Annotated in this window: 12 protein-coding genes and 2 pseudogenes; 5 read left to right on the top strand and 9 right to left on the bottom strand. The window is 54.5% G+C overall.

Annotated features, from left to right (window positions below):
* Window positions 1–3 precede the first annotated feature (3 nt).
* The gene (locus tag BHAP_RS09695; protein ID WP_094730494.1) at window positions 4–1077 is read left to right on the top strand and encodes a LacI family DNA-binding transcriptional regulator; all 1074 of its coding nucleotides are present in this window, start codon (window positions 4–6) and stop codon (window positions 1075–1077) included.
* Between the two features lie 445 nt (window positions 1078–1522).
* On the top strand, window positions 1523–3643 hold the full coding sequence (locus BHAP_RS09690) for a right-handed parallel beta-helix repeat-containing protein (protein ID WP_094730493.1): 2121 nt from the start codon (window positions 1523–1525) through the stop codon (window positions 3641–3643).
* A gap of 374 nt (window positions 3644–4017) precedes the next feature.
* Here BHAP_RS09690 and BHAP_RS09685 read toward each other — a convergent pair whose 3' ends face one another.
* The gene (locus BHAP_RS09685; protein WP_158216466.1) at window positions 4018–5109 is read right to left on the bottom strand and encodes a LacI family DNA-binding transcriptional regulator; all 1092 of its coding nucleotides are present in this window, start codon (window positions 5107–5109) and stop codon (window positions 4018–4020) included.
* A 352-nt stretch (window positions 5110–5461) separates the two neighbouring features.
* Between BHAP_RS09685 and BHAP_RS09680 the strand changes: the two genes are divergently transcribed.
* Window positions 5462–7882, top strand: coding sequence for a beta-L-arabinopyranosidase (locus tag BHAP_RS09680; RefSeq protein WP_420807735.1), 2421 nt, complete (start codon window positions 5462–5464; stop codon window positions 7880–7882).
* A gap of 443 nt (window positions 7883–8325) precedes the next feature.
* Here the strand turns inward: BHAP_RS09680 and BHAP_RS09675 are convergent, their stop codons facing one another.
* The 5 genes from BHAP_RS09675 to BHAP_RS09655 all read right to left on the bottom strand — a co-directional run bounded on the left by BHAP_RS09675 (window position 8326) and on the right by BHAP_RS09655 (window position 15708).
* Complete coding sequence (locus BHAP_RS09675) at window positions 8326–9924, bottom strand: alpha-N-arabinofuranosidase (protein WP_094730490.1); 1599 nt, start codon at window positions 9922–9924, stop codon at window positions 8326–8328.
* Between the two features lie 278 nt (window positions 9925–10202).
* Window positions 10203–11243, bottom strand: coding sequence for an alpha-arabinofuranosidase (locus BHAP_RS09670; protein ID WP_094730489.1), 1041 nt, complete (start codon window positions 11241–11243; stop codon window positions 10203–10205).
* A 306-nt stretch (window positions 11244–11549) separates the two neighbouring features.
* Window positions 11550–12638, bottom strand: a complete 1089-nt coding sequence (locus BHAP_RS09665; protein WP_094730488.1) for a LacI family DNA-binding transcriptional regulator — start codon at window positions 12636–12638, stop codon at window positions 11550–11552.
* A 258-nt stretch (window positions 12639–12896) separates the two neighbouring features.
* The gene (locus tag BHAP_RS09660) at window positions 12897–14267 is read right to left on the bottom strand and encodes a glycoside hydrolase family 27 protein (RefSeq protein WP_169713207.1); all 1371 of its coding nucleotides are present in this window, start codon (window positions 14265–14267) and stop codon (window positions 12897–12899) included.
* 400 nt (window positions 14268–14667) lie between these two features.
* The gene (locus tag BHAP_RS09655) at window positions 14668–15708 is read right to left on the bottom strand and encodes a LacI family DNA-binding transcriptional regulator (RefSeq protein ID WP_158216465.1); all 1041 of its coding nucleotides are present in this window, start codon (window positions 15706–15708) and stop codon (window positions 14668–14670) included.
* 252 nt (window positions 15709–15960) lie between these two features.
* On the opposite strand from BHAP_RS09655, the gene BHAP_RS09650 reads away from it, so the two are divergent.
* Window positions 15961–18264 (top strand): beta-galactosidase, encoded by a 2304-nt coding sequence (locus BHAP_RS09650; protein WP_094730485.1) that lies wholly within the window; start codon window positions 15961–15963, stop codon window positions 18262–18264.
* A gap of 232 nt (window positions 18265–18496) precedes the next feature.
* Here BHAP_RS09650 and BHAP_RS09645 read toward each other — a convergent pair whose 3' ends face one another.
* Together BHAP_RS09645 and BHAP_RS09640 are read right to left on the bottom strand one after the other, a co-directional pair.
* Window positions 18497–20284 (bottom strand): ABC transporter ATP-binding protein, encoded by a 1788-nt coding sequence (locus BHAP_RS09645; protein WP_094730484.1) that lies wholly within the window; start codon window positions 20282–20284, stop codon window positions 18497–18499.
* Between the two features lie 414 nt (window positions 20285–20698).
* Window positions 20699–21754: a LacI family DNA-binding transcriptional regulator gene (locus BHAP_RS09640; RefSeq protein ID WP_094730483.1), complete on the bottom strand. Its 1056-nt coding sequence runs from the start codon at window positions 21752–21754 to the stop codon at window positions 20699–20701.
* A gap of 482 nt (window positions 21755–22236) precedes the next feature.
* Here BHAP_RS09640 and BHAP_RS09635 point away from each other — a divergent pair.
* A pseudogene (locus BHAP_RS09635) lies at window positions 22237–23328 on the top strand (extracellular solute-binding protein); the annotation flags it as partial.
* Window positions 23329–23394: 66 nt separating this feature from the next.
* Here the strand turns inward: BHAP_RS09635 and BHAP_RS09630 are convergent.
* Window positions 23395–24082: pseudogene (locus tag BHAP_RS09630) on the bottom strand (DDE-type integrase/transposase/recombinase); the annotation flags it as partial.

Genomic DNA, 24082 nt, shown 5'->3' with positions numbered 1-24082 from the left:
CGCATGGTAACTCTCGATGATGTCGCGGTGCGCGCTGGAGTCTCGCGCATGACCGCTTCCAACGTGATGCGCGATCGGCCGATCGTCAAACCGGAAACCGCGGAACGCGTACGCAAGGCCGCCGCTGAGCTTGGCTATCGCCCGAATCTCGCCGCGCGCCAACTCAGCTCTGGCCGCACCGGCATCATCGGACTGTCTGTCGCCGATCTTGACATGATTTTCCCAGCCGCGCTCGCCGCCACATTATCCGATGAGGCGACTCGACGCGGTTATCAGCTCATCACACAGCAAACGCGCATGTCGGCCGACTATGAGCGCGCGATGATGGGCAGTGCTAGTACACAAGTGTGCGACGGTACGATCGTGTGTTGGCCGACTCGTGATTCTGCTGATGCGCTCGCCGCCGCTCCGCAGTCGCATCCGACGGTCGTATTCGACGGATTTGGGCTCGATGGTCGGGTTGACTGCGTGTTTACGCCCTGTGTCGAGGGTTCTCGCGCGGCGGTGCAGCATATGATCGAGTCCGGCGCGCGGCGTGTGCTTGTGCTTGGTACGGTGTTTCGCACGGCGGATGAACTAGCTGAGAGTGCGACGATGAGTGCCGATTTGCGGTTGCTCGGTGCGATTGAAGCGTTGCAGGAGGCCGGATTGCCGTATGAGCCGAGCAGTGTGATTCCTTGCGGCTGGACGCGCCAGTCGGGATACGAGGCGATGACGCGTTTGCTTGCACAGCGCGAGACTGTTACGGACGTGCTTGACTTTGATGCGGTATTTTGCATGGCTGATACGGTTGCGATCGGCGTGCTTAAAGCCCTGACTGATGCTGGCATACGTGTGCCTGACGATGTGCTGGTCATGGGATTCGACGGCGTGGAGGATGGTCGATACATGAACCCTGGTCTGTCGAGCGTATTTATTAATCCGGCTGAAGTTGCGCAGGTGTGTTTGGATATGCTCGCCGATCGTATTGACGCGCGACCGACTGGGCGGTCTGCGGTGACGGTATCAACGGGCGCTGGGCCGCGTACGCATATGCTTGCATATCGTATTCTCGCCCGAGGTAGTGCGGAACGCTGAAATGCACGGAGTGCTTGTTGCGATGGAATTGAGTGCGTTTCGCTGTGAGTGGCGGTTTTCTCTCGCTGAGCCGGTGCTCAGCGAGCGAAAACCGCCACTCACAGGTGCCGTCGCTGGCATTTTTGTCTCGAAATGAATTATTTGCGAACAATGATATTTCGAGACAAATAATTTGTCTTTGCTTTTTATTTCTGCCTGTATTACATGTTTTGAGACAAATCTCCAAATTTGTTAATCCTTGATTTTCCAACGATTTCGATCTGCGGGCTTGTTGCCGGGCATAATTTCTGGTGACGTGAGCTGTCTCCAAATTTTGTAATGTAGCTTTTTCTGATTTTGAGACAGGGCGGCGTGTTATTCAAACGTTTGAATATACAATAATGGCAGTAGTCAGCCAGCAACTTGCACTGACTCAACATACTCAATCCGAGCACAGAGGAGTGTCATGACCGTATATCACGTTTTCGCAGCAGCGTCGTCACCTAGCGACGGCACCGCGTCCCGCCCGTTCTGCACTATCAACGAGGCCGCTGCTATCGCGCGCGCCGGCGACGAAATCGTCGTACACGACGGCACTTATCGAGAATCCGTCACCCCGCAATACGGAGGCGAAAGTGAAGATAATCGCATCGTCTATCGCGCGGCAGATGGCGAACATCCAGTCGTCAAAGGTTCCGAACGTGTCGATTCGTGGGAGCAAGTCGAAACTTCTGCCGACGGAACCGTGTGGAAAGTCGTACTGCCAAACGCGACGTTCGGTTCGTTCAATCCGTATGCACGCACGGTATTTGGTGACTGGGTGATCGATGCCAGTTCGCATGCGCGCGCAATCCGCGACGGTCTTGACGAGCTTGCTCCAGAAGTGAGCGGCTACCCAGAGCATCCGGCTTGCCACTTGGGTTGCGTATATCTTGATGGTCGTGCGCTGTACGAAGCATTTAGCCGCGAGGAAGTTGCGCATCCGCGCCCGCGTACGGTCGGATTCGACTCCGGTGCGTGGCGTAACGGTCCGGTCGCGGACTTTGCTGCCGGTAACGAAAGCGCCACTACTGCCGTCTGGTACGCCGAAGTCAACGGTGACGAACATAACGGCACGACTACTATCTGGGCTAATTTCCACGATGCGAACCCAAACGAATCGCTCACTGAGATCAACGTGCGTGAACACTGCTTCGCACCGAGTCATCCGCAGGTCAACTACATCACTGTGCGCGGCTTTGAATTCGCGCAAGCCGCGACTGCGTGGGCGCCGCCGACCGCCGATCAAACTGGCATGATCGACACACGCTGGTCACGCGGCTGGATCATCGAAAACAATCACATCCACGACGCGCGCTGCTCGGCCGTTGCGCTCGGCAAGGAAGTCTCCACCGGTGACAACGATTGCACGCGCACGCGTCGCAAGTCCGGCTACCAGTATCAGATGGAGGCGGTATTCAAAGCGTTGCGATTCGGTTGGCAACGCGGCGTCGTCGGCGGTCATGTTGTGCGCAATAACCGCATTCACGACTGCGGGCAGACTGGTATCGTCGGTCACATGGGTTGCGCGTTCAGCCGTATCGAGCACAACGAAATTTACAATGTTGCGACGCGCCGTGAATTCTGGGGTCACGAAATCGGTGGTATCAAATTCCACGCTGCAGTCGATACTGTTATCGCAAACAACAACATCCACGACTGCACGCTCGGCATGTGGCTCGATTGGCAAACGCAAGGCACGCATATCGACCGCAACACGTTCTGGCGCAACACGCGCGACATTATGATCGAAGTCAGCCACGGCCCGTACACAGTGAGTAACAACGTGCTCGCTTCGCCGATTAATCTCGACATTATTTCCGATGGTGGTGCTTACGTGAACAATCTCATCGCGGGCACGATTCGACTCGGTCGTGTACTCGATCGTTCCACTCCGTACCATTTCGCGCACACCACTGCGCCGGCTGGTTCGGCGTTCGTCTATGGCGGTGACGATCGGTTCGTGAACAACGTATTCGTAAAGGTTGCTGGGACTGCGGATGACGAGGATGAGCAGACCGGTTGGCTTGCTGAGGGGCACGGGTTGCGCGCGTACAATTTGCAGGCGGCGCACGCAATTCGACTTGGCGCGGGCGATGAGGGAGAGCGGCCGGCGACACTTGACGAGTATAAGCAGCTGGCCGAGGTGTGTGTCGGTGTCGGCGATGAAGAGGTGTTCCGCAACGTGCCGCAGCCGGTGCTGTCGCGCGACAACACGTACGTCGGCGGGGCACGTGGATTGCTCGGCGAGACGGGAGCTGTGACGGTGGATGGTGCGTTTACAGTTGAGTTGACGCAAGATGATGCCGATCGATCAGTGATGCTGACGATCTCCAGTGAGGTTGACTGCGATGATTTCGGCACCGGTGCGATTGTGCGGACGGCTGATCTTGGTGAGCCACGTATTGTTGAGGAACGATTTGAGCATGCCGATGGTGCGCCGTTTGTCTTCGATATGGATATTGCGGGGGATGCTCGTGCGTCGCAATCCGCTCGCGGCCCGCTCGCTACGTTGCGTCTCGGCAAGACTGTCACGATTTGGCGGTAAATAGCTAGGATGAGTTTGAGTGGAGAAGTGTGATCCAACCCTCCTGCTTCGGCTCACAGCTCACGCGATGGCAAATCTTGATTATTTTCTATCGCGTGATATAAACCCTTACTCACGCGATGGCATGAAACCGGTATCGTGCCATCGCGTGACTGACGTTTGGGATGTATTGAGGTCACGGGATGGAAAATAACGTTGTTATGCCATCGCGAGTATGATGCACTTGCTCACGGGATGGAAATGTGGAATTATATTCCATCCCGTGACCGGTTTTATGGTTGTATTTGGGGCACGAGATGGAATTACTTCGATTCAATCCATCGCGTGACCAGCGAATGCGCGCACGAAATCAGTAGCAACGTAGCAGGAGCTTATCATCGCATCGTGGACTCGCGCTGTACGATACGATAGTTGGCGACAAGGCGTTGTGCTGGCGCACCATTATTTGCGCCATCAATACGAGCAGCCAACAGATCAAGGGCTTTGCGTGCGTAATCGTTGTAATCGAGCGTGACTGTACTAATTGACGGCGTAGTGTATGCAGTTTCACGAATTCCATCGAATCCGATGATCGCCACGTCATCTGGTACGTGTACGCCACAATCCGCAAGTCCACGAGACGCGCCAATCGCAAGCACATCATTCATGCAGAACAACCCGTCGATCGGAACATGTGATGAATTAGCCAACTGTTGCGTAGCCTCGCGCGCTGCTTCGAAATTCCACGCGCAATCGATTGCCCATGTTGGATCGAATACAATGCTAGCTTCGTTTAATGCGGCAAGATACCCACGCAATCGTTGCGTGCGAAACGTAGCATTGCCATCTGTCACAAACACTGACGATTCCGCCTCGATACAATCGTTTCCCTCATGAGACTCGTTCGTAACGTTGCGATCGTGACTTGTACGTACACCGATGCCGAGTATTCCAATTCGTCGGCAACCCACGCTGATCAGATGTCGTACAGCATCCCGTGAACCTTCGAAACTTGGCGTCACTACCGAGTCAAATATCGGTGAATCGGAAAAATCTTCGCACCACACCATCGGCTTCGTGCCGATATGCGATTTGATTTCCTCCGCTGAAACTTTCGCCGGACTGAAAATCAGCCCATCGCAGAACTGACTCGTAGTCTGTTCCAACGTTTGCAGTTCGCCCTTACGCGAGTTCGCTGTCTCCTGCACGATCACGCGCAGTCCACGCTGTGCCGCTTCACGGTTGATTGCCGCCGCAAGTCTCATCGGTTGCGCTGCTTCGAGTGCATAAACGGCTACGCCGATCACACCGTTGCGACCGGCCTTCAAAATCCTCGCCGAAAGATTTGCAGTATACCCAAGTTCTCGTGCTGCTGCGCGCACTCGTGCAACTGTTTCTGCTTGGAATCGCGTATCACCACGCAAAATATACGATACAGTCGATGCTGACACTCCAGCCCGTGTCGCCACATCTCGCAACGTTGCCATATTCGTCTCCCCTGCTATGCGCATATTCAGTTTGTCGATGAACAGATTTCATGTGCATGTCTGTGCGCTGTTCTGCAGATTCATCAGTAGGTTCCATGCAGATTCATCAGTAGAACTTCTGCAATTTCATCAATAGGATTCATGATAATTCATCAGTAGCGATTGATGTGGAGATGCGTGGTCCGTGGTTTGGTTGTAGCGGTACAATGAACGTTGCGTCGGGTGCGAGCCGGATGCAACGCGCAATAGGGCAGCTCTATCACAGCTATACAAAGGGGTACATATGACTGATGTTCGGATATTGACACCGGATACGGATGGCCGGTTTACGTGGGGTAACGGCGTGGTATCGATGACGTTTGAAACGGCTGGAGATAAGCCAGTGCGGTTGAGTGGGCTGACCGGGCGTGGGATGGTGATAAATAACGCAACCAATTGTACCGGTACAGCATCATCTGTACCGGTACAGATTGCGTCATCTGCCCAGTCGTTCGTGCCACAGCGCGATCCACGGCCAATCGTAGAAGTGCGTGCGGCGAATACCGGTTCACACGACAATCGACAGTCACTGATTGCAACGGTTGCCGGCTCAAAGCTGCGTTTCGTAAGTGCGCGAGCATTCGTTCCGTCACTAAACGACACTAACGATGCTAACAGCTCCAACACTGCATCATCATATGAACCGTATCGACTGGAAATCACGCAGTTCGCCTCGTACGAGGATCTCAATCCAGGCGGTCGTCAGTTTGACAATCCAGCTGAAGATCCGACCGGCGGTGCGAGCAGTGCAGAATCGTCCGGCAGTAACGGCAGTAACGGCAGTAACGCAACAGATAGCACAACAACGAACACCGCCAACGGTCTCACCGTCACCTCCGTATTCGAGGCATACCCAAACATCGCCGCCGTGCGCGCGACCACTGTATTGCGTTCGCCGCGCAGATTCCCGGTCGAAGCTGTGTCGTCGTTGAATCTGACGTTGCCGTTGGATGCGAACGGAGCGAGTGTGGAGTCGTCGCGTATTTTCTGGGGTGACAGTGCGTGGGCGGTTGAGAATGATTGGCATAGCGCGCCGCTGCGTGAAACCGCAGTTCGTGATCGTAATCAGGTGATTAATCCTGGTGAGTCGAGTTCGCGGTTCATGCTGAGTTCGTCGTCAACGTGGTCGACTGGGCAACATGAGCCGGCTGGTATCATCGAGGCGTGCCGGACTGCCGAATCGGCAACCGTTCCCGCGTTTTCGATCATGTGGCAAATCGAGCACAACGGTCCGTGGCATTGGGAGGTCGGTGAAAACGACCCAGGTCTGCACGTCACCGCGTTTGGTCCGGAATATGAGCATCATCAGTGGTTCACGAGCCTTGGTGACGGCAATGTGTTCACTTCTGTACCGGTATCGTTTGCGATTGCGGCCGGTGATTGGCAGCAGGCGGTGGCTGAGATGACGTTGCAGCGTCGTGCGTTGCGTCGTGCGAAAGCTGCGGAACTTGGCCGCAGTACCCAGTTCGAGCACACGCAGGGGCTTGTTGTGTACAACGATTACATGAATACGTTGTTCGGCGACCCGCGTCTGGACAAGGAATTACCGCTGATTGATGGTGCGGCTAAGGCCGGTGCGGATATTTTCTGCATCGATGCAGGCTGGTATGACAGTACCGATGGCGGCTGGTGGGATATGGTTGGCGAGTGGTTGCCGTCCACGAATCGGTTCGGTGCTGCTGGTCTTGCTGGAGTTGCACAAGTCGTTCGTGAACATGGCATGGGTCTTGGCTTGTGGCTTGAGCCGGAGGTAATCGGTGTAAAGTCGCCGCTCGCCGCGAGTCTGCCAGACGAGGCGTTTTTCACGCGTCATGGTGTGCGCGTATGTGATTCTGGCCGGTATCTGCTTGACTTCCGTTCGTCTGCTGCGCGCGAGCACGTCACGCGTACGGTTGATCGGTTGATCAGTGAGTTTGACGTGAAATTCTTCAAGTTTGACTACAACACGATTCCCGGTGTTGGCACGGACCGCGAGGCTGAATCGAATGGTACGGGCTTGTTAGGCCATTGCCGTGCGTATCTTGACTGGCTTGACGATTTGCGTCGTCGTCATCCGGACGTGATGATTGAGAACTGTGGTTCTGGTGCGATGCGTGCGGATTATGCGCAGTTGGCGCGGCTGGATTTGCAGTCGACATCTGATCAGTGTGATCCGTTGATTTACGCGGCGATTGCGGCTGGTGCTGGTCTTACGATTTTGCCTGAGCAGCAGGGTAATTGGGGATACGCGCAGCAGGAGATGACCGATGAGACTGCGGTGCTCACGTTGGCTGCTGGTGTGATGGGTCGACTGTATTTGTCTGGTTTTATTAACCGTATGGATGATACGCGGCTTGCTCTGGTGCGTGATGCGGTGGCGTTGCAGCGGCGGATTCTCGCTGAACAGGAAACGTTGGTGCCGTGGTGGCCTGCTGGTTTGCCTGAGTTTACTGGTGATTGGTTGGTTGCTGGATTGCGGCCGTATGAGCTCTGTTCAGCTGATGAGTCTGTACCGGCTGATCGTGCGGCATATGTGACGGTATGGCGTCGCGCTGGTGACACGTCGATCACGTTACCGTTGTCGGCTGATCGTGAGATCACGCAGATCTTCCCGTCTCCAGTATCGGCAGATAATCCGTCCGATCACGCGCCGAACGCACGTCCGTGGACTGTCGAACGGCTTGATGCTGATACCGTACGACTGACTGTAACCGACAGCACTGCACCATCTGCTCGTATTTTCGCCGTGCGGTAGGTGGGTGTTACTGATACTGCGTGGCGGAAAACGCTCACTGAGGGTGCTCTCAGTGAGCGTTTTCCGCCACTCATTGGAATGCGTGGCAGAAATTGCTCGCTGAATGATGCTCAGTGAGCGTTTTCCGCCACGCACCTGATATGAGTGGCAAATATCGCTCGCTGAGAGCATCGTTAGCGAGCGTTTTCTGCCACGCTACTCTTTATCCACAAACACGTTGGGGCCCCGATTCAGTGATGAACCGGGGCCCCAACGCGAGAAAGGAGAAGAAAGAAAGGGAAGAAGGCTTTTGAATTATCGCGGCTTGTTTGGCCGTAATTCTTAGTTAACTCCCTCTTTCATAGCGCAGCATGCAGGTTGTCTGAATGTTATCTGTGAATTGTGGACTGAACGGACTAACTGCACATTTCCAGTCCACGATTCATCGTTGTAAACAACACAAATCACGCAGTGAATCGCACTGCAGTCCACGCCACAGCTGGCAGCGTGAACGTCAACGTGCCATCAGCAGCAGTCGAAACAGCCAAATCAGCCGGCGTCACTGCATTCGGCTCGTCAGCAGTATTCGTACGATACGGATCATCATCGTGCAGTACCTGTGCGTGCGTTACAGCAATCGCACCATCTGCACCCGGCAGACCAGCCAACGACACAGTTACATCATGAGCAGCGTCAAGATCGCGGTTCACAGCCAGCAGTAAACCGGAACGCGTCGCAGCATCCCACGTCACTACAGCGTCGATCGCCGCGACATCGCCGTACGACTTGGTAGTCACGGTAGGCGACTCAACTACCGGAGCGAACACATCACCGTGAGCGTAATGCGCGGCCTCGGCGAACGGATAGAAAATCGTCTGCTTCCAAGCCGCACCGCCGTTCGGTTCAGCCATAATCGGCGCGATCACGTTGACCAGCTGCGCACGCGACGCCGAACGCACACGATCGCAATGCTTGAGTAGCGTGATCATCAACGAACCTTCAACCACTGCGTCGGCCGCAGAATAAATATCCTCAAGCTGATGCGGCGCAGTTGGCCACGCGCCGTGATGCAGCCCGTTCTTAGACTTAGCCCAAGCCGTTTCCTGCTCGTTCCAACGTCCCTGATACCACACGCCCCACTCGTCGAACGAGATCGCGATGTCTTTAGAACCGTGATTAATGGCCTTCGCGGCGTCCGCCTCGTCTGCCACCGTGTTGATGAAGTAGTTCATGTCCTCAGCCGACGCGAGGAAGTCCTGCATTTCGATCGTATCGTGAGTGCGGTAGCCGTGGTCGTGGTAGTAGGCGTGCGCCGAGACGAAGTCGACGTCGTGGTACGCCTTGGTGAGCACCTTGCGCTCCCATTCGCCGAACGTGGGCATGTGCGCGCTGGAGGAGCCGCAAGCCACGAGTTCCAGCGCTGGCTCAGCGAGTTTCATAGCGTGCGCAACGCGGTCGACGGCCGCAGCATACTCGTCCGGACTCATGTGACCGACCTGCCAGTGACCGTCCATTTCGTTACCGATACACCACATCTTGACATCCATCGGCTCCTCGATACCGTTCTTTACGCGGCGATCGGCCAGTTCGGTGCCAGCTGTACCGTTAACATATTCGAGTTCGTCAAGCGCAGCCTTAAGTCCGCGCGTACCCATGTTGACGGCGAGCATGATTTCAGTACCAGACTTTTGGCTCCAACGATAGAAATCGTCGATGCCCATTTGATTGGTTTCGGTGGTGTGCCATGCTAGATCACGGCGTACCGGACGTTGATCGCGCGGGCCGGTGCCGTCTTCCCAGTTGTAGTTGGAAACGAAGTTGCCGCCGGGGTAGCGTACGCAAGTGACGCCGAGTTCCTTGACGAGATCAAGCACGTCCTGACGGAAGCCGTCGGCGTCGGCGGTGGGATGGTCGGGTTCGTAGATGCCGCCGTAGACGCAGCGACCGAGATGTTCGACGAATGAGCCGAACAGTCGGGCGGGGACGTCGGCGACGCGACGTGCGTTGGCAAGGCTTACGGTTGCGGCTGATGGTGATGTTGCGTTGGGTGCTTCGTTGCTCATGTGATATTGCTCCTTTGCGTATGGTTGACGATTCAGATATGACGACACGGATGGTCCGATTCGGCAAACTGAATCCAGACTTGATGGGCTAGTGCTCAGTTACGGCCTTCTGAAGGCCGATAGGAGGCCGTAACTCAATGACGACGGTGCCCTAGTGCTCAGTTACGGTCTTCTGAAGGCCGGTAAGAGGCCGTAACTCAATGATGGTGGTGCTTTAGTGCTCAGTTACGGTCTTCTGAAGGCCGGTAGGAGGCCGTAACTGAGCACAGATGATGTGATCACAGCGCGAACGCGGCCTCAACGGCATCGTATTCAGCTGCCGTGATCGGCAGGATTGCGCCGTGACGCTTCTTGAGCTCGCCGAAGTTGATGTCGTCGGCCACGGCCCAGTCGGCAGCGTCGGAGCTGGCGAGGTTTGCCGAACGGAACGGCAGGTATCCCTTGGCTTCAGCGTACTGATCGCACATCAGGCCGAACTTCATCTCGTGACCGTTGATGGTCTTGATATCTGCATCGTTGTAACGGAACAGTTCCGGGCCTTCGAGATAGAACCACGAGTAGCGGCCATTGCCGAGGATGCTCGTGAGTGAGCCGACATACGACCATGCTTGCGGATCGTCGGTACGCAACACTTCGTAAGCGCTCGCGTATGGGTTGCGCGTGCGCTCGATGGTGATTTCGGAATCTTTGGATGCGCGGTACCACCAGCCATCATCGTCGCGCAGCATGGTTGAGTCGATGACGCTGTTCTTGCGGTCGATCCACTTGACTGGGTCGGAGAAGGTGACGAGATTCTTAGATGTCGCGTAGTACATGTTGGTGCGGTCGCCAAGTTCATTGTTGAGCGGGCTGCCCGGCTCGTCTACGTTGGTCTTGGTGGCCCAGAACACGATCCACTGCTGCTTGTCCGGGTCCCAGTTGGCTTCTGGAGCCCATGCCATGCCGGCGCCGGGAATCTTGGATGCGACGTCAACGAGACGCGGCTCACTCCAGTGGACGAGGTCGGGGGAGTCCCAGATCACGAGGCCGGTGGAACCGTTCGTGGTTGCGCCGTCGTGCGGGCCCCAGCCACCGCGGTAGTGAATAGACAAATCGGTGGCCACGATGTGGAAACCACCGTTCGGATCGCGGACGATGTGCGGGTCGCGAGTACCTTTTTCGCCGCCGAGCCATGTCAGTGCAGGCTTGCCAGCTGGACGCAGATCGTGCCATGTGACGCCGTCGCGGCTCAATGCGAAGTACAACTGCTCGTCAGTGGGTGTTTTTTCATCGCCGATGAAGTGTACGAAGAGGTACGCTTCCGTTTTTGGCGTGGTCATAGGGTGGCTCCTTTGACTAAAAATGTTGGAGATTGTCGCATGACATTGCAGTATGTACGCTACTGACAACTCGTTTATATACCGTTACATATTCTATGGATGATTGTATGGAAGTGCAACGATTGAGAGCGGCGTGTCTTCCTGCCAACGTTGGAGGTGTACCGGTATACATAGTTATGTACCGGTATAGAAAAATGAGATTATAGCGTTGATCGTTGTCCTATGAGTCAGTATCAGTAACTGGCTGGAGCGATTGATCAGATGGCTATGCTGACGATTAGAAGATAGCGTAATCAAACGTAATCGTCAGCGCCGCACAATTTCAGTAGATTCACGCGCAACAAGCTGATAGCCGATCGTTGCGCGCGTCGGTGCCACAGTAGTCCCACCGTGCATACGCTCTTCGATACGTCGCGTGATCATATCGAGTGCAAACTGAGCGAGCTGATCAAGATCAACCTGAATCGTGCTCAACGTCGGTGTCGAGTAGGCACCAAAACTTGTACCGTCAATACCGATGACCTTCACGTCATCCGGCACGCGTAAACCGTGATCTGCGAGCCCTCGAATAACGCCGAAAGCACTGTAATCATTCGCACAGAACACGCCATCAATCGGAGGCTCATCAATCTGATGTCGATACGACGCGATAATCAGATCGCCGATCTCATGACCGGCCTTCATGCCTTCCTTGCTGTTATATCCATTGAACGTTACAGAACCGTCGTAGGGCAGTCCAGCGTCAAGTAGAGCACCGCTCGCGCCGCGCAGTCGCAGTCCATATGATGTTTCAACGTGAGCAAGTTTGACGCGTGGAGTGTATCCGCCACCGACGATTGCAATGCGTCGGCAGCCTCGTTCGATCAGATGCTGTACGGCGGCTCGCGCGCCTTCTTCATTGGGGAAATTCACGGTGTCAACGCTAGGATTTTCCTCGCAGCCGTCAATAAGTACGAGTGGACGGCCTGCGTTCATTTTGGCGAGCGGAAGGTTGGTGCCGAGTCCTGAAGCGTGGATGATTTCGCCGTCGAACAGCTGGCCGGAGAACGGATTAGTGGTTAACGCCTGTTTGGCGGCGTCTGGCGAGTAGCGAGTTTGTTCGACGAACGGCGTGAGCCTGCGTGCAGTAGTTTCGTTGGCCAGTGACTGAACGAGTCGCGAGTAGAACGGCGAGTCGAATTCGTTGACGATGATATGGATGATGTTACTGCGGCCTGACTTGAGCATGCTGGCGGTCAAGTTGATGCGATAGTTGAGCCGTTCGGCAGCTTCGAGGACTTTTGCTCGAGTTGACTGTTTGACACCGGCTTTTCCATGCAGTGCGTTTGATGCGGTCATAGGGGAGACTCCGGCGGCTGCGGCTACGTCTCGCAGTGTTGTTTTTCCGTTGGACATGCGGGCCTCCTTATGATTCTTGACTCCTGACTGCGTGGTGCACGATGATGTGTACCGGTATCGTTGTGCAGTGTTGGATGTGCTGTATCACACAATAGCGGTATATGGCCGTTTGCGCGATTAGGGTGTTTCGAGCGGTGTCGATATTCAACAGTGAATAATCTGTACCGATACATGAATCAATGGTGGATGTAGTTGCATTTCCGCCAAGTGCGGCTCCCCTTGTAAGGGGAGCCGCGGGACTTTTCGCCGAATGTATTACTTATTAGCCGGGTCGAGGGCGATCCACAGTGCGCCGTGCGCCGGAATTGTACCGGTAATCACGCGGTCTGCGCCTTCGCCTTCGATGCGCACATCAGCAGCCGCACCGGGCGCTCCAGCAAACAAATCAGTCAGCTTCCAATCATCTTCGCGCGCGTCGAGTCCAACAATCGACTGCAGTTGAATATTGCCGCCAATCGTAAACTCATCATCACCGGTCCAGAACAGTGCCGCGTAGTGACCACCATGATGTGCAGAAGTCGTGCCGTCAGCCCAATCGGCCGCGTCGGCAGCCCACACAATGAACTCACCGCGGTACTTCGCGCCATCGCCCCAACCGTCGAAAATACGCTCGCGTACCGTCTCGCGGTTGTTCGTTGAACCGGCAGTCACTTCGCGCAGTGCTGGGTTAGCGAGCAGTGCGATCGTCTCATCGGTACTCGTCGGCAAATCACCGCCGACCATAAGCGGTGAGCGGCCCATGCACCACAGTGCAAGCAGCGTTTTCTGCTCGTCCAACGTCAGCCTAGACTGACGATCATCGCCGCGTTCTGCGCGCAAACCAATGTGACCAAACGGTACCATATCAGCGTCGGCCCAGTGTCCGGTCGTCTGGAACGGAGCCCAGCGAGCGAGACGCGCAAACTGCTGGTAAATATCCTCCCAGCGGTCCCACAGATCGTCGGAAATGCGCCACATTTGCGCGTTTTCACGCAGGAAATCAACATACGAGGTAGCAACCCAGCCACCAGGTGAGAGCGACAGATCGATTGAACGATCGTACTTGGCTTCAGCCTTGGCAATAGCACGGTGGTAAGCGGCGATTTCCTCAGAATGGAACGGGGTCTGCATGTCGTCGACCTTGAGGAAGTCAAGACCCCACGAAGCGAACAGGTCAAGCTGCGCGTCGTACCATGCCTGAGCGCCGGGATGTGCTTGGTTGAGACCGTAGTTATCGGGGTTCCACTTGCAAACGTGATCGAGATCGGCGACGTCGCGCGCGGTGTACTCAGTGCCGAATACCGGCAAGTTCTTGTCGACTGCAATGCGCGGAATGCCGCGCATCATGTGTACGCCGAGCTTGAGTCCGAGCTTGTGAACAGCTGCGGCAAGAGGACCGAATCCCTTGCCGTTAGCGGCGGACGGGAAACGCACTGGGTCAGGCAGCTGGCGACCATATTCGTCGAGGATAAGTGGTGCGTTTTTGTTGTAGCCGTGAGCGCGTGCGGTCGGGTCATACCAATCGATATCGATAACGAGCGTGTCCCAGCCGGCGGATTTTAAGTGCTCAGCCATGAACTTCGCGTTAGCGAGTAGTTCACTTTCGGTGACGGTGGTGCCGTAAGAATCCCAGCTATTCCAGCCCATCGGCGGGCGCCATGCTTGAGGGAGTGTAGTCGACGAGTTCATTGATAACCTGCTTTCGTGATGTGATGGTCGGTGCGCATGATCTATGTCGTAAGGCAAACGTGATACCTACTTCGTGACAAGGAGATCAAAATACAGCATCGAACTTTTGACGTGGAGTACTAGTGACCAGTTATGGTATATGTACCGATACAGAGAATACCTTCCTATTATCGTGATATTTATGTACCGGTACATATTTTATCGCTAAAATCGCATAGCGACAACCGTGTCGCTGCGTGATGTGTTGCAGGTTATATCACGTTTGCGTGTAACGTGGTGTGCCGAATATGGTGTAGTGATCCGAATGTGCCACGTTATCTTTCGCATAAAAGCACCCTTAAGTCGCGCTTCATTATGATTACGCTGACTCGCCCACAATCAGATGACAATCAGCAGTTTCTACCCGAGGCGCACGCTGTCGGTTTGGATGCTTGATCTGATCGATGAGCAGCGTCACTGCTTTGGTAGCCATATCATCGTAATCTGTGGTCACTGTTGTTAATGTCGGAATAGTGAACGGTACAAACGGGTCCTTTGCGAACATGCCATCGTGCCCGAATACTGCAATATCATCAGGAACGTGCACGCCAGCGTCATGTAATCCGCGAATCAGTCCGTATGCAACTAAATCATTCATGCAATAACATGCATCGTAGCGGTTAATCATACGCGTTCCGTCATCGCTACTTTCGCACAGTTGTCGTGCTGCTTCAAGTCCCCCCGCAACACTCCAGTTGCACTCCACAAAATCTTGCCGATTCCCCAAACCGTTAGTCCGCAACGCGTTCATTGCGCAGTCGATGCCGCTTTCACGACCACTAGTATCAGGGTCGTGAGGAACATCTGCACGCCCGCCAACCACGCATACGTGCTGATACCCGCGGCCACACAAATATCCAAACGCAGTGTTAACGCTGGACTCTAGCGGGCTGTGTACGGTATCGAAGAGCGGAGGTTGCGCAAAATAGTTGAGCAATACTGTCGGATGGTTGCCGAGAATCGTACGTAAATGTTTATCGTCAATATTATTGACGTTGAGAATCAAACCGTCGCAAATCGTCGCGTTGATCTGCTTAAGTACGCCGGTTTCGCTTGTCGAGTCATAGCCGGTTTGCTGAATAACGGTGCGCAGTTCATGCTTACTCGCTGCGCAGCATACTGCAGATACGAGATTCGTATAGTACGGATGCATGATGTCGGGCACCATGACGGCGATTGTACCGGTACTGCCTTTTTTGAGGAATCGTGCCGATAGATTTGCAGAATATCCGAGTTCTCGAGCTGCTGCATACACTTTTTCTTTGGTTGCTGGTTTGACGATGTCTTCGCCGCGCATCGCCGCGCCTGCTGTGCTCATTGAAACGCCAGCTTTTGCTGCCACGTCTTTTAATGTTGCCATGATTAACCGCCTGCTGCTGTGGAGTGAGTCGATCTGTGCCGACCTGCTGATCTTCCACACTACCTCACGCATGCTCGCGACGCTCTGAGTGTTGATGCGGGTTGCGGAATTTTGTGAGTATTGAGTAAGCACAACTGTGGGAGTTGTGGTTGATTGCCGGTCAAAGCATATGTGCGCGTGTCTAGTAGTGGATTGTCTATGATAAGTAATGGATGGTTGCGATAACATCCAGTAATTCGCGAAGGGGAGAATATGCAACTGCCTTGTATTGCCGGCCAACGTGGACCAATTGATCTGACGTGTCCTGCTGACGGTGTTGAACTGACGATATTTGATCGAGTAACAATGCCGGATGCTGCCGCAACGTTGCGATTCGCAACGTGCCTATTAGTTCGTGCTCAAGGACTTGACGAGTATTCAGTCTGCCTGCAACTTGCGTTCTACGAGGATGGACAGCGCGAACGTGGCGAAGAGCCGACTCTGCGCGCGATTTTTGGATTGTCACCCGGTGTGGAAGTACCAGTGCCGTTTGATTTTGCGTGGCTCAACGGGCAGACACTGTTTGCGCCACGTACGCTGGGGCGACTCAAAATGACGCTGTTTGGCAAGCGTATTCGTCGTGACGATATTACGCAGATCGTGCTGTCGTCTGCGCCAAGTTTCAACGGACGTTCGCTGCGATTGTGGCCGTGCGAGCTGCTCGATGCGATACCAGCGATAGATATTCCTCGTGAACCGCTCATTGATGAACTTGGACAGTGGGTGCCCAAGCAGTGGCCCGGGAAAATCACTGATCGTGCGGCTTGCACGGCGCAATTACGTGTGATGGCTGGCGATATGTCGAGTACAGTTGCATCGTTGCGAGTGAGCCAGTCGGCCGACACGACGGCGGTTAGTGATCACTCACGTGAGCAGAATACACAGTTCCAGTCTTCGACGACGACAGTATCTGAGTCGTCGTGCTCGCCGGAGAATACTAATTCGTATACCAAATTTGATCAGTGGGACAGATTTGGCGGCTGGACCGGTAAACAGTTTGAAGCAACCGGCTGGTTCCGTGTTGAACGTGAGCAAGATTCACATGGTGAGCTCTCTCGATTCTGGCTGGTTGACCCGGATGGTAACGCATTCGTATCGACCGGCGTTGATTGCATCGGAGCTGGCGTGTCGACGCGCGTTGACGCAGTTCGACCGTGGCTGGATGATCATGTGACTGATTTACTCAACGTTGCGATTTGTGACGTCAAACAGCATAATACGCAACGTAACGATGAAATTGATGATGTATATAACGGCAAGCATCGCAAACCTTATGTCTCGCAGGATGATCCGTCATTCACATGGTTACCAGATGCTGATCACGGATGCGACGGTGTAACCGCGTTTTACGATTATGGACGTGCGAATCTGCGTGCCGCCTTTGGTAACAATTGGCGTGATGCATGGGCGCGTATTACCCGTCGCCATCTGGCCGATTGGGGTATTAATACCATCGGCAACTGGTCGGACCATGATTTCATTCGCAAGTCAGGCATCCCATACGTGCTTCCTGCTGATGCACTCAATGGTGGTTTCCCATCCACTGCAACCGCAATATTTCGCGATTTTCCCGACGTATTCTCGCCCGAATATGAGCGTGAATCGCAACGTTACGCACAAGGACTGCTACCGTGGCGTGCCGATCCCAATATGATCGGTTATTTCATGCGCAACGAACCGAATTGGGCGTTCGTATACGATCTCAACATCGCTGAGGAAATGCTGGCGAATCCGGCTGAACTCGCATCGAAACGAGCATTCGTTCAGTGGTTGTCCGACCGATACAACGGCGACATTACTGCACTCAACGCGGCATGGTCTGCACTCGGTGAGGAACATGCCACCTCTCAAGCGCCTACAGTTTTCACGTCTTTTACCGATATCATCGCCGAACCTCGTTTCCGCATTACAACAACACATCCCGGTTCTGTAGCCGATCTCAAGGCGTTTTCGCAGCAGCTCATCGATCGCTACGTGCGCATACCAGCTGCAGCGTTGCGAACCGTCGACCCGCATCATCTCAATCTTGGTATGCGTTATGCGTATATCACCGACAAGAGTCTGCTCGCCGGAGCCGACTGCTACGACGTATTCTCAATCAACAGTTACCAACGCAGCGCGTATGATCAAGTCGAGCAGGTTGGTCGTATGCTCAACATGCCGGTTATGGTCGGTGAATTCCATCACGGTGCACTCGATCGTGGACTGACCGCACACGGTATTCGTGGCGTTACTACGCAAACCGAGCGTGGTGTTGCTTACCGGTATTACGTTGAGCAAGCCGCGCGCAGTCCGTATTTCGTTGGTGCGCATTATTTCCAGTACAACGATCAGAGTGCGCTCGGCCGGTTCGACGGCGAAAATTATCAGATTGGCCTCGTGGACGTGTGTATGCAGGAGTATCCCGAAATGGCTGATGCGATGCGCGCGTGCCATAATGCGCTCTACCATGTTGCGGCCGGCGAGATTCCTGCATTTGATCAAATCCCTGATGAGGTTAATCCTATTCACTATTAGACTGTAAACCGTTTGCTTCCTGAGCGATTTCGGGTGGATTTGGTACTCAGTCAAGGAAAACGTGAAGAGAAACGAGCGTAACTGCGCGCAATAATGGGACCTGCGCGCAGTTACGCTCGATTTTGGGTCGATTTTTAAGCGTAACTGCGCGCACCCATCGTTATTGCGCGCAGTTACGCTCGTTATTGCATCATGCACTCACTATCGGTGTAAACGCGCGCACCAGCAGTCATCACATCTGCATGGTTTTGAGCTGCCAGAACTTGCCGTGTGCCGCCATCAGTTCGTCATACGAGCCTTGCTCCACAATGCGACCGTGCTCCAAGACCACAATTCGGTCCGCATTGCGAATTGTGGACAGTCGATGCGCAACCATAAACGTCGTGCACTGACCCATCATGCGCTCAGTCGCGTGCTGCACCTTCTTCTCAGACACCGAATCGAGCGCACTCGTCGCTTCGTCGAACACGATGATGCGCGGACGGCGGATCAGCGCTCGCGCAATTGAAATGCGCTGTTTCTGTCCGCCCGACAACGTGCCGCCATGCTCGCCGATCATCGTATCAAGTCCATTCGGCAGCCCGGCGACCACGTCGTCCAACCCAACTTCACGGATAATCCGGTCAACCTCAGCATCATCCACATGATCAAGTCCGTACGTAATATTGTCTCGCAACGTGCCGGAAAACAGAATCGTATTCTGCGGAACCACCGCGATCTGGCTGCGGTAGGCGTCCAAATCCATCCGTTTCAAATCAATACCATCCACGAGTACTGCGCCTGATTCCGGCTCGCCAAAGCCAATGAGCAGTTTAATCAGCGTCGACTTGCCGGAGCCAGAGTCGCCCACAAATGCCACAGACTCGCCAGCTCGCACACGTAACGAAAAATCGTGTAATACCAGCGGCAAATCGGGCTTGTATCGGAACGCAACGTTGCGATATTCTACCTCACCACGCAACTCGCCCGGCTCAACTCCATCGCGCCCAGGGTTATGCTCAACATCGTCTTCCTGCAAAATTTCGCCGATCGAATTGATCGACTCGACACCCTTCGTCAGCAGCGGATACAAGTTGATGAGATTAGACACGCCGTTCACAATCTGCGTGAAATACGTCTGGAACAGCACAACATCGCCCACCGAAATGCGTCCGCGATACGCAAGATAACCGGTAAAACCAAGGCACAGCAGTTGGAAAATCTGGAAAATCACCCAGCTGGTCGCGCCGAACACGATGTTGATAATGTCAAGTCTCAGGCCAGCTTCTCGAATGAACTCAAGTTTGCGACTCATCTTGCGAATCTCGACGTTCTCAAGCCCATGCGCACGCGTGACCGGAATCATCTCGATCATCTCAGCCACGGCGGCCTGCGTACGTTCCATCTGTGTACGAAAATCGTGATTCGTCTCGCGAATCGGCCTACGGAAAAACCAGATCGCAACGACGGCGGTCGGCACAGCGAGCACGAAGAAAATCAGTACGGTCGGGCTGCTGATAGCGGTGACAGTGATCGCGATAATAATGTCGAGAATCACGAGCGGCAGACTGCGATACGTTTGATCGAGCAGAACTTCAACGTTTTCGACGTCGCGCATGATTTTCGACATGAGTCGACCTGACTGCGTTTCGGTATGGAATCGAATCGACAGTTGCTGCAGTTTGGCAATGAGACTGCCGCGAAGACGGCGTTCGATCAGTCGGTTGACCTTGCCGAAATGCTTGATATAGAGGTATGCGGTGCCGATGTTTTGCGCGATGAAGAATACGCCGATCACAAGGTTGACGAGCATTTCCGTAACGCTGTGAGCGGCGGGATTGGTGGCGCAGTTGATGATGTTGCGCGTGACAATCGGAGTGACCCACATCGGTGACTGTTTGGCGATGATCGCGACGGTTGAAATGGTCAGGTCGCGCGCGCTGCCTTTGAAGAAGCGCAGCAGAATGCGGATTGGGTGGCCGCTGTTGCGTCGATAGTTTTGGATGTATTCGTCGAATGTGGAAGCCTGCTGCGTTGTCATGGCTCGTCTCTTCCCCTCTGCCGCCGCGATTTGGACTGGAGCTGGTCGGATTGCGTTTGGGATACTTACTGCTGACTGCTGGGAGCTGCGTGGCGGCGTTGGATGACCTCTCGTAATCGCAACGATACGGCATAGTGCGGATACACTGGGTACGACGGAACAGGCCGTAAGTACGCATTATCTCGACGTATCTGCTGACTTACGGTCTTCTGAGGGCTTTTTGGGGGCCGTAACTGAGCGCTATCTATCTGTTCTCCTTGAGTTACGGTCTTCCGCAGGCTCTTTGGAGACCGTAAGTCAATGAGAGTGTGTTTTTCCTGCTGAGTTACGGCCTTCTGTAGGTCTTTTGGAGGCCGTAACTCAGCAGGAGTGTGCTGATAGTGCTCACTTACGGTCGTTTTGACTGGTCTAGGCTTACGCGTTCGCGACTTGTGACGCGGCGGTGGACTCACGCTCAAGAAGACGGAAGCCAGCGATGACACGCTGGGGGAACGAGACTGGGTTATTGCTGAATTTGCGCAGCATCATCGAGACAGCCGTTTCAGCCATGCCGTCGTAATCGAGTTCAACGGTTGTTAATGTTGGGATGCTCCATGCGCCTTGTTTGATGCCATCGAATCCAGTCACGGCCACCTCGTCGGGCACTCGCACACCGCGATCGGCAAGTCCGCGAATCACGCCGAGCGCAATATCGTCGTTCATGCAGCATACTGCGTTGTATCGCAACGTACCGTTCGCGTCATGCATGTCAGCAATGCGATGACCGACTTCAATACCGGGTTCGGGACCCCAATCACAGTTGATCGCACCGCAACTTGCACTAATACCAAGCTCTTCAAATACGCGAATTGCAGAGCCTGCGCGTTCGTATCGCGCGCGACTGGAATTGGATATGTTAGTAACGTGTGTAATCGGAATGGATTCGCCAGCAAGACAGATACGGTTGCGCCCGCGTTCGACTAGATGACGTATTACTCGGTCAATGCCGCCGGCGCTGGGCGCATTGACCGAGTCGATAAGAATATCTGTGCTGTAGTCTTCGAACAGAACTGTCGGGTGATCGCCAATGAGCCGAACCACGTCGCGAGTGTCAGTTTTGGTGGATAGTAAGAACATGCCTTCTGACAAGGTGTCATCGCGTTGCATGATTTGTTCGCGTTCGCGCTTGGGGTCGAAGTCGTTTTGTTGAACGAGAAGTTGATAGTTGTGTCGCTCGACACAGCGTTCCATTGCGTTGGTGAGTTGGCTGTAGAACGGAATGTCTACGGTAGGGATGACGAGTGAGAGAATGCCGGTTCGTCCGGAGCGTAGCGCGCGTGCAGACACGTTGGCGGTGTAGTTGAGATCTTGTGCTGCTTTGAGGACTCGGTCGGCAGTGGTAGGACGGACGAAGTCTAGTCCTCTTAGCGCGCCTGACGCAGTTGACGGTGATACGCCTGCTTTAGCTGCGACGTCTTTGAGCGTGACCATTTATTGTCTCAACCCCTTTGCATGCGTACGGTGTGTGTTCAACAGTGATCTATTCCAGTTTTCATCGCAACGGTACGATTACTCGATGAATGTGCCTTGATACGAGGTCTGGTGATCGTGTTTTTTGTTGTAAATTATCGAATTGATCCGACAATTTACAATATGCGGCTAACTATATCGCATAAATCGTAAGGTTGCGATATTATGCGTGTTGGGTGAAACAGATTATCAAAAAACAAGTAATTCCAATGTTTTATGGCTGCGACACGCCATCTGTTAGCTGGTTGACGATTGGCTTCGAATCGATTTAGAATCGCATCGTTGCGGTTTTGAAGTGATAACGAACGAGCACAGTAGTTCGATCGAAGATCCTCGAACCGAAAACAGACAAATCCGTCAACGAACCGGTCGGTAGTACGGTGAAACGTCGGAAAAGAGCTCCTGAGCATAATGAGGTCAGGAGTAAAAGAAAGGAACAGGATATGGCACGCAGAAGTGTAGTGACAAAGGCGCTCGCGGCGATTACATCTGTCGCAATGCTTGGCACCGTGGCGGCCTGCGGTGGCAGTGACGAGGCAGCAACCACCGAAGATGGCAAGCCGATCGTCACGATTCTTGTTGTCAAAAACACTAACACTGACAAGACCACCAACATGCAGTGGGCCAAGGACCTCGAAAAAGAGGCTGGTGTCAAGATCGAATGGCAAGAAGTCACTGACGATCAGTGGGGTCAGCAGAAAAACCCGTCGATGTCTGGCGGTGAAATTGCAGATATCTCGCTGCGCGCATTCAGCCCAGATGATGCGGCCCAGTTCCCAGACCTGTTTGAAGATCTGTCTCAAGACATGGATAAGTTGCCGAACGTCAAGAAGTTCTTCGATGAAAAGCCAGATGCCAAGAAGCTGGTCGAAGACCCAGAGGGTCACATCTACAACCTGCCATCATCTCGTGGTAAAGCATACTCTGGCTCCGGTCAGAATATGATGATTAACAAGAGCTGGCTTGATAAGCTCGGTCTTCAAGTACCGACCACATGGGATGAACTCGAAACCGTCCTTAAGGCATTCAAGGAAAAGGACCCGAACGGCAACGGTGAGGCTGACGAGATCCCGATGAACATTCGTGCGCTCGATACTGGCGGTTTCGGCTGGTACAGCCCAATGCTTCTGCTTAATTCCACTGGAATTGTCACTGGTTTCAACAAAGGACCGAGTGCACAGGGCATTTACGTTAGGGATGGCAAGGTCGCTAACTATCTTGTCTCCGACGAGTATAAGGAAGTCATCAAGTATTACAACAAGCTCATCTCCGAAGGTCTTATCCCAGCCGATTGGTCCACCAAGCAAGCCGACGCGTACTATGCCGATCAGACCAACGATGGCAAGACTGCAAAGACAGGTGTGATCTTTGGTTGGTCGCTCGCCGACTTCGGTGATCTGCGTGATCAATACACTGCTATGCCGGTGCCAGCAGCTCCCGGTGTCTCCGCTGATGATGTGGTTTGGGATGGTTCCTCCAACGAATTTGAGAACTTTAAACTGTCTATTGCTGCAAATGCGAAGAACAAGGATGCGAGGTGCCTCATTTGAAAGTGAGCGCGTAATCCGGAGTGGTGCCTCACTTAGGGTGAGCGCGAAATCCTAGTCCTTATCGGCTGGTGGGGTTTCGTTGTCTTCCGGTTCGACGCCCGCGATCCGGGCGAGCGTCTTGTTCAAGTATGCCATGTCCGGGCCCGAGCGTCTGGCCAGCCGCGCGGTGCGCGGGGCGGCCATGTCCTCGAGCCGGTCTTGGATGTCGTGGATGCGGCGGACGAGTTCGGCGGGGTTCACGGGCGCGAGCGTGCGTTCGATCTCCTCGCGCTTGTCGTCGGGGATGAAGCCGGGGCCGCCCGCGGCCCTATCTTGGTCGTCGAACTCCTTGAGCCGCTCCCATGGTGTGCGCGGCCTGTCGTAGACGCGGCGGGGGCGTCCGTCCCGTGTGCTTTCGCGCGCGATGGGTTTCTTGGACGGGGTGAACAGGTTGGCCTTGACACGCACCAGTTCCCACAGCTCGTTGAGCAGGTCGAGCTCGTCGGCGGTGTACCGGTAGTAGAACGCGTGGCGGCGCACGACGTGGTTGTTCCTGGACTCGACGGTGGCCTGGTCGTTCTTCCTGTACGGGCGGCTTCTGGTCTGCTCGATGTCGCGCTCGTGCAGCCACGCGATCAGGTCCCGGTTGATGAACTCGCTGCCGTTGTCCGAGTCGTAGGAGCGGATGCGCAACGGCAGGCGGGACTCGATCAGCGCCTGCGCCCTGGAGAAGTTCGCGAACGCGTTGTTCCTGCACGAC

Origin of the sequence: Bifidobacterium hapali (genome assembly GCF_002259755.1) — a bacterium.
Lineage (GTDB): Bacteria > Actinomycetota > Actinomycetes > Actinomycetales > Bifidobacteriaceae > Bifidobacterium > Bifidobacterium hapali.
The sequence above is the reverse complement of the archived record's forward strand: the minus strand, read 5'-3'. Positions and strand labels throughout refer to the sequence as shown.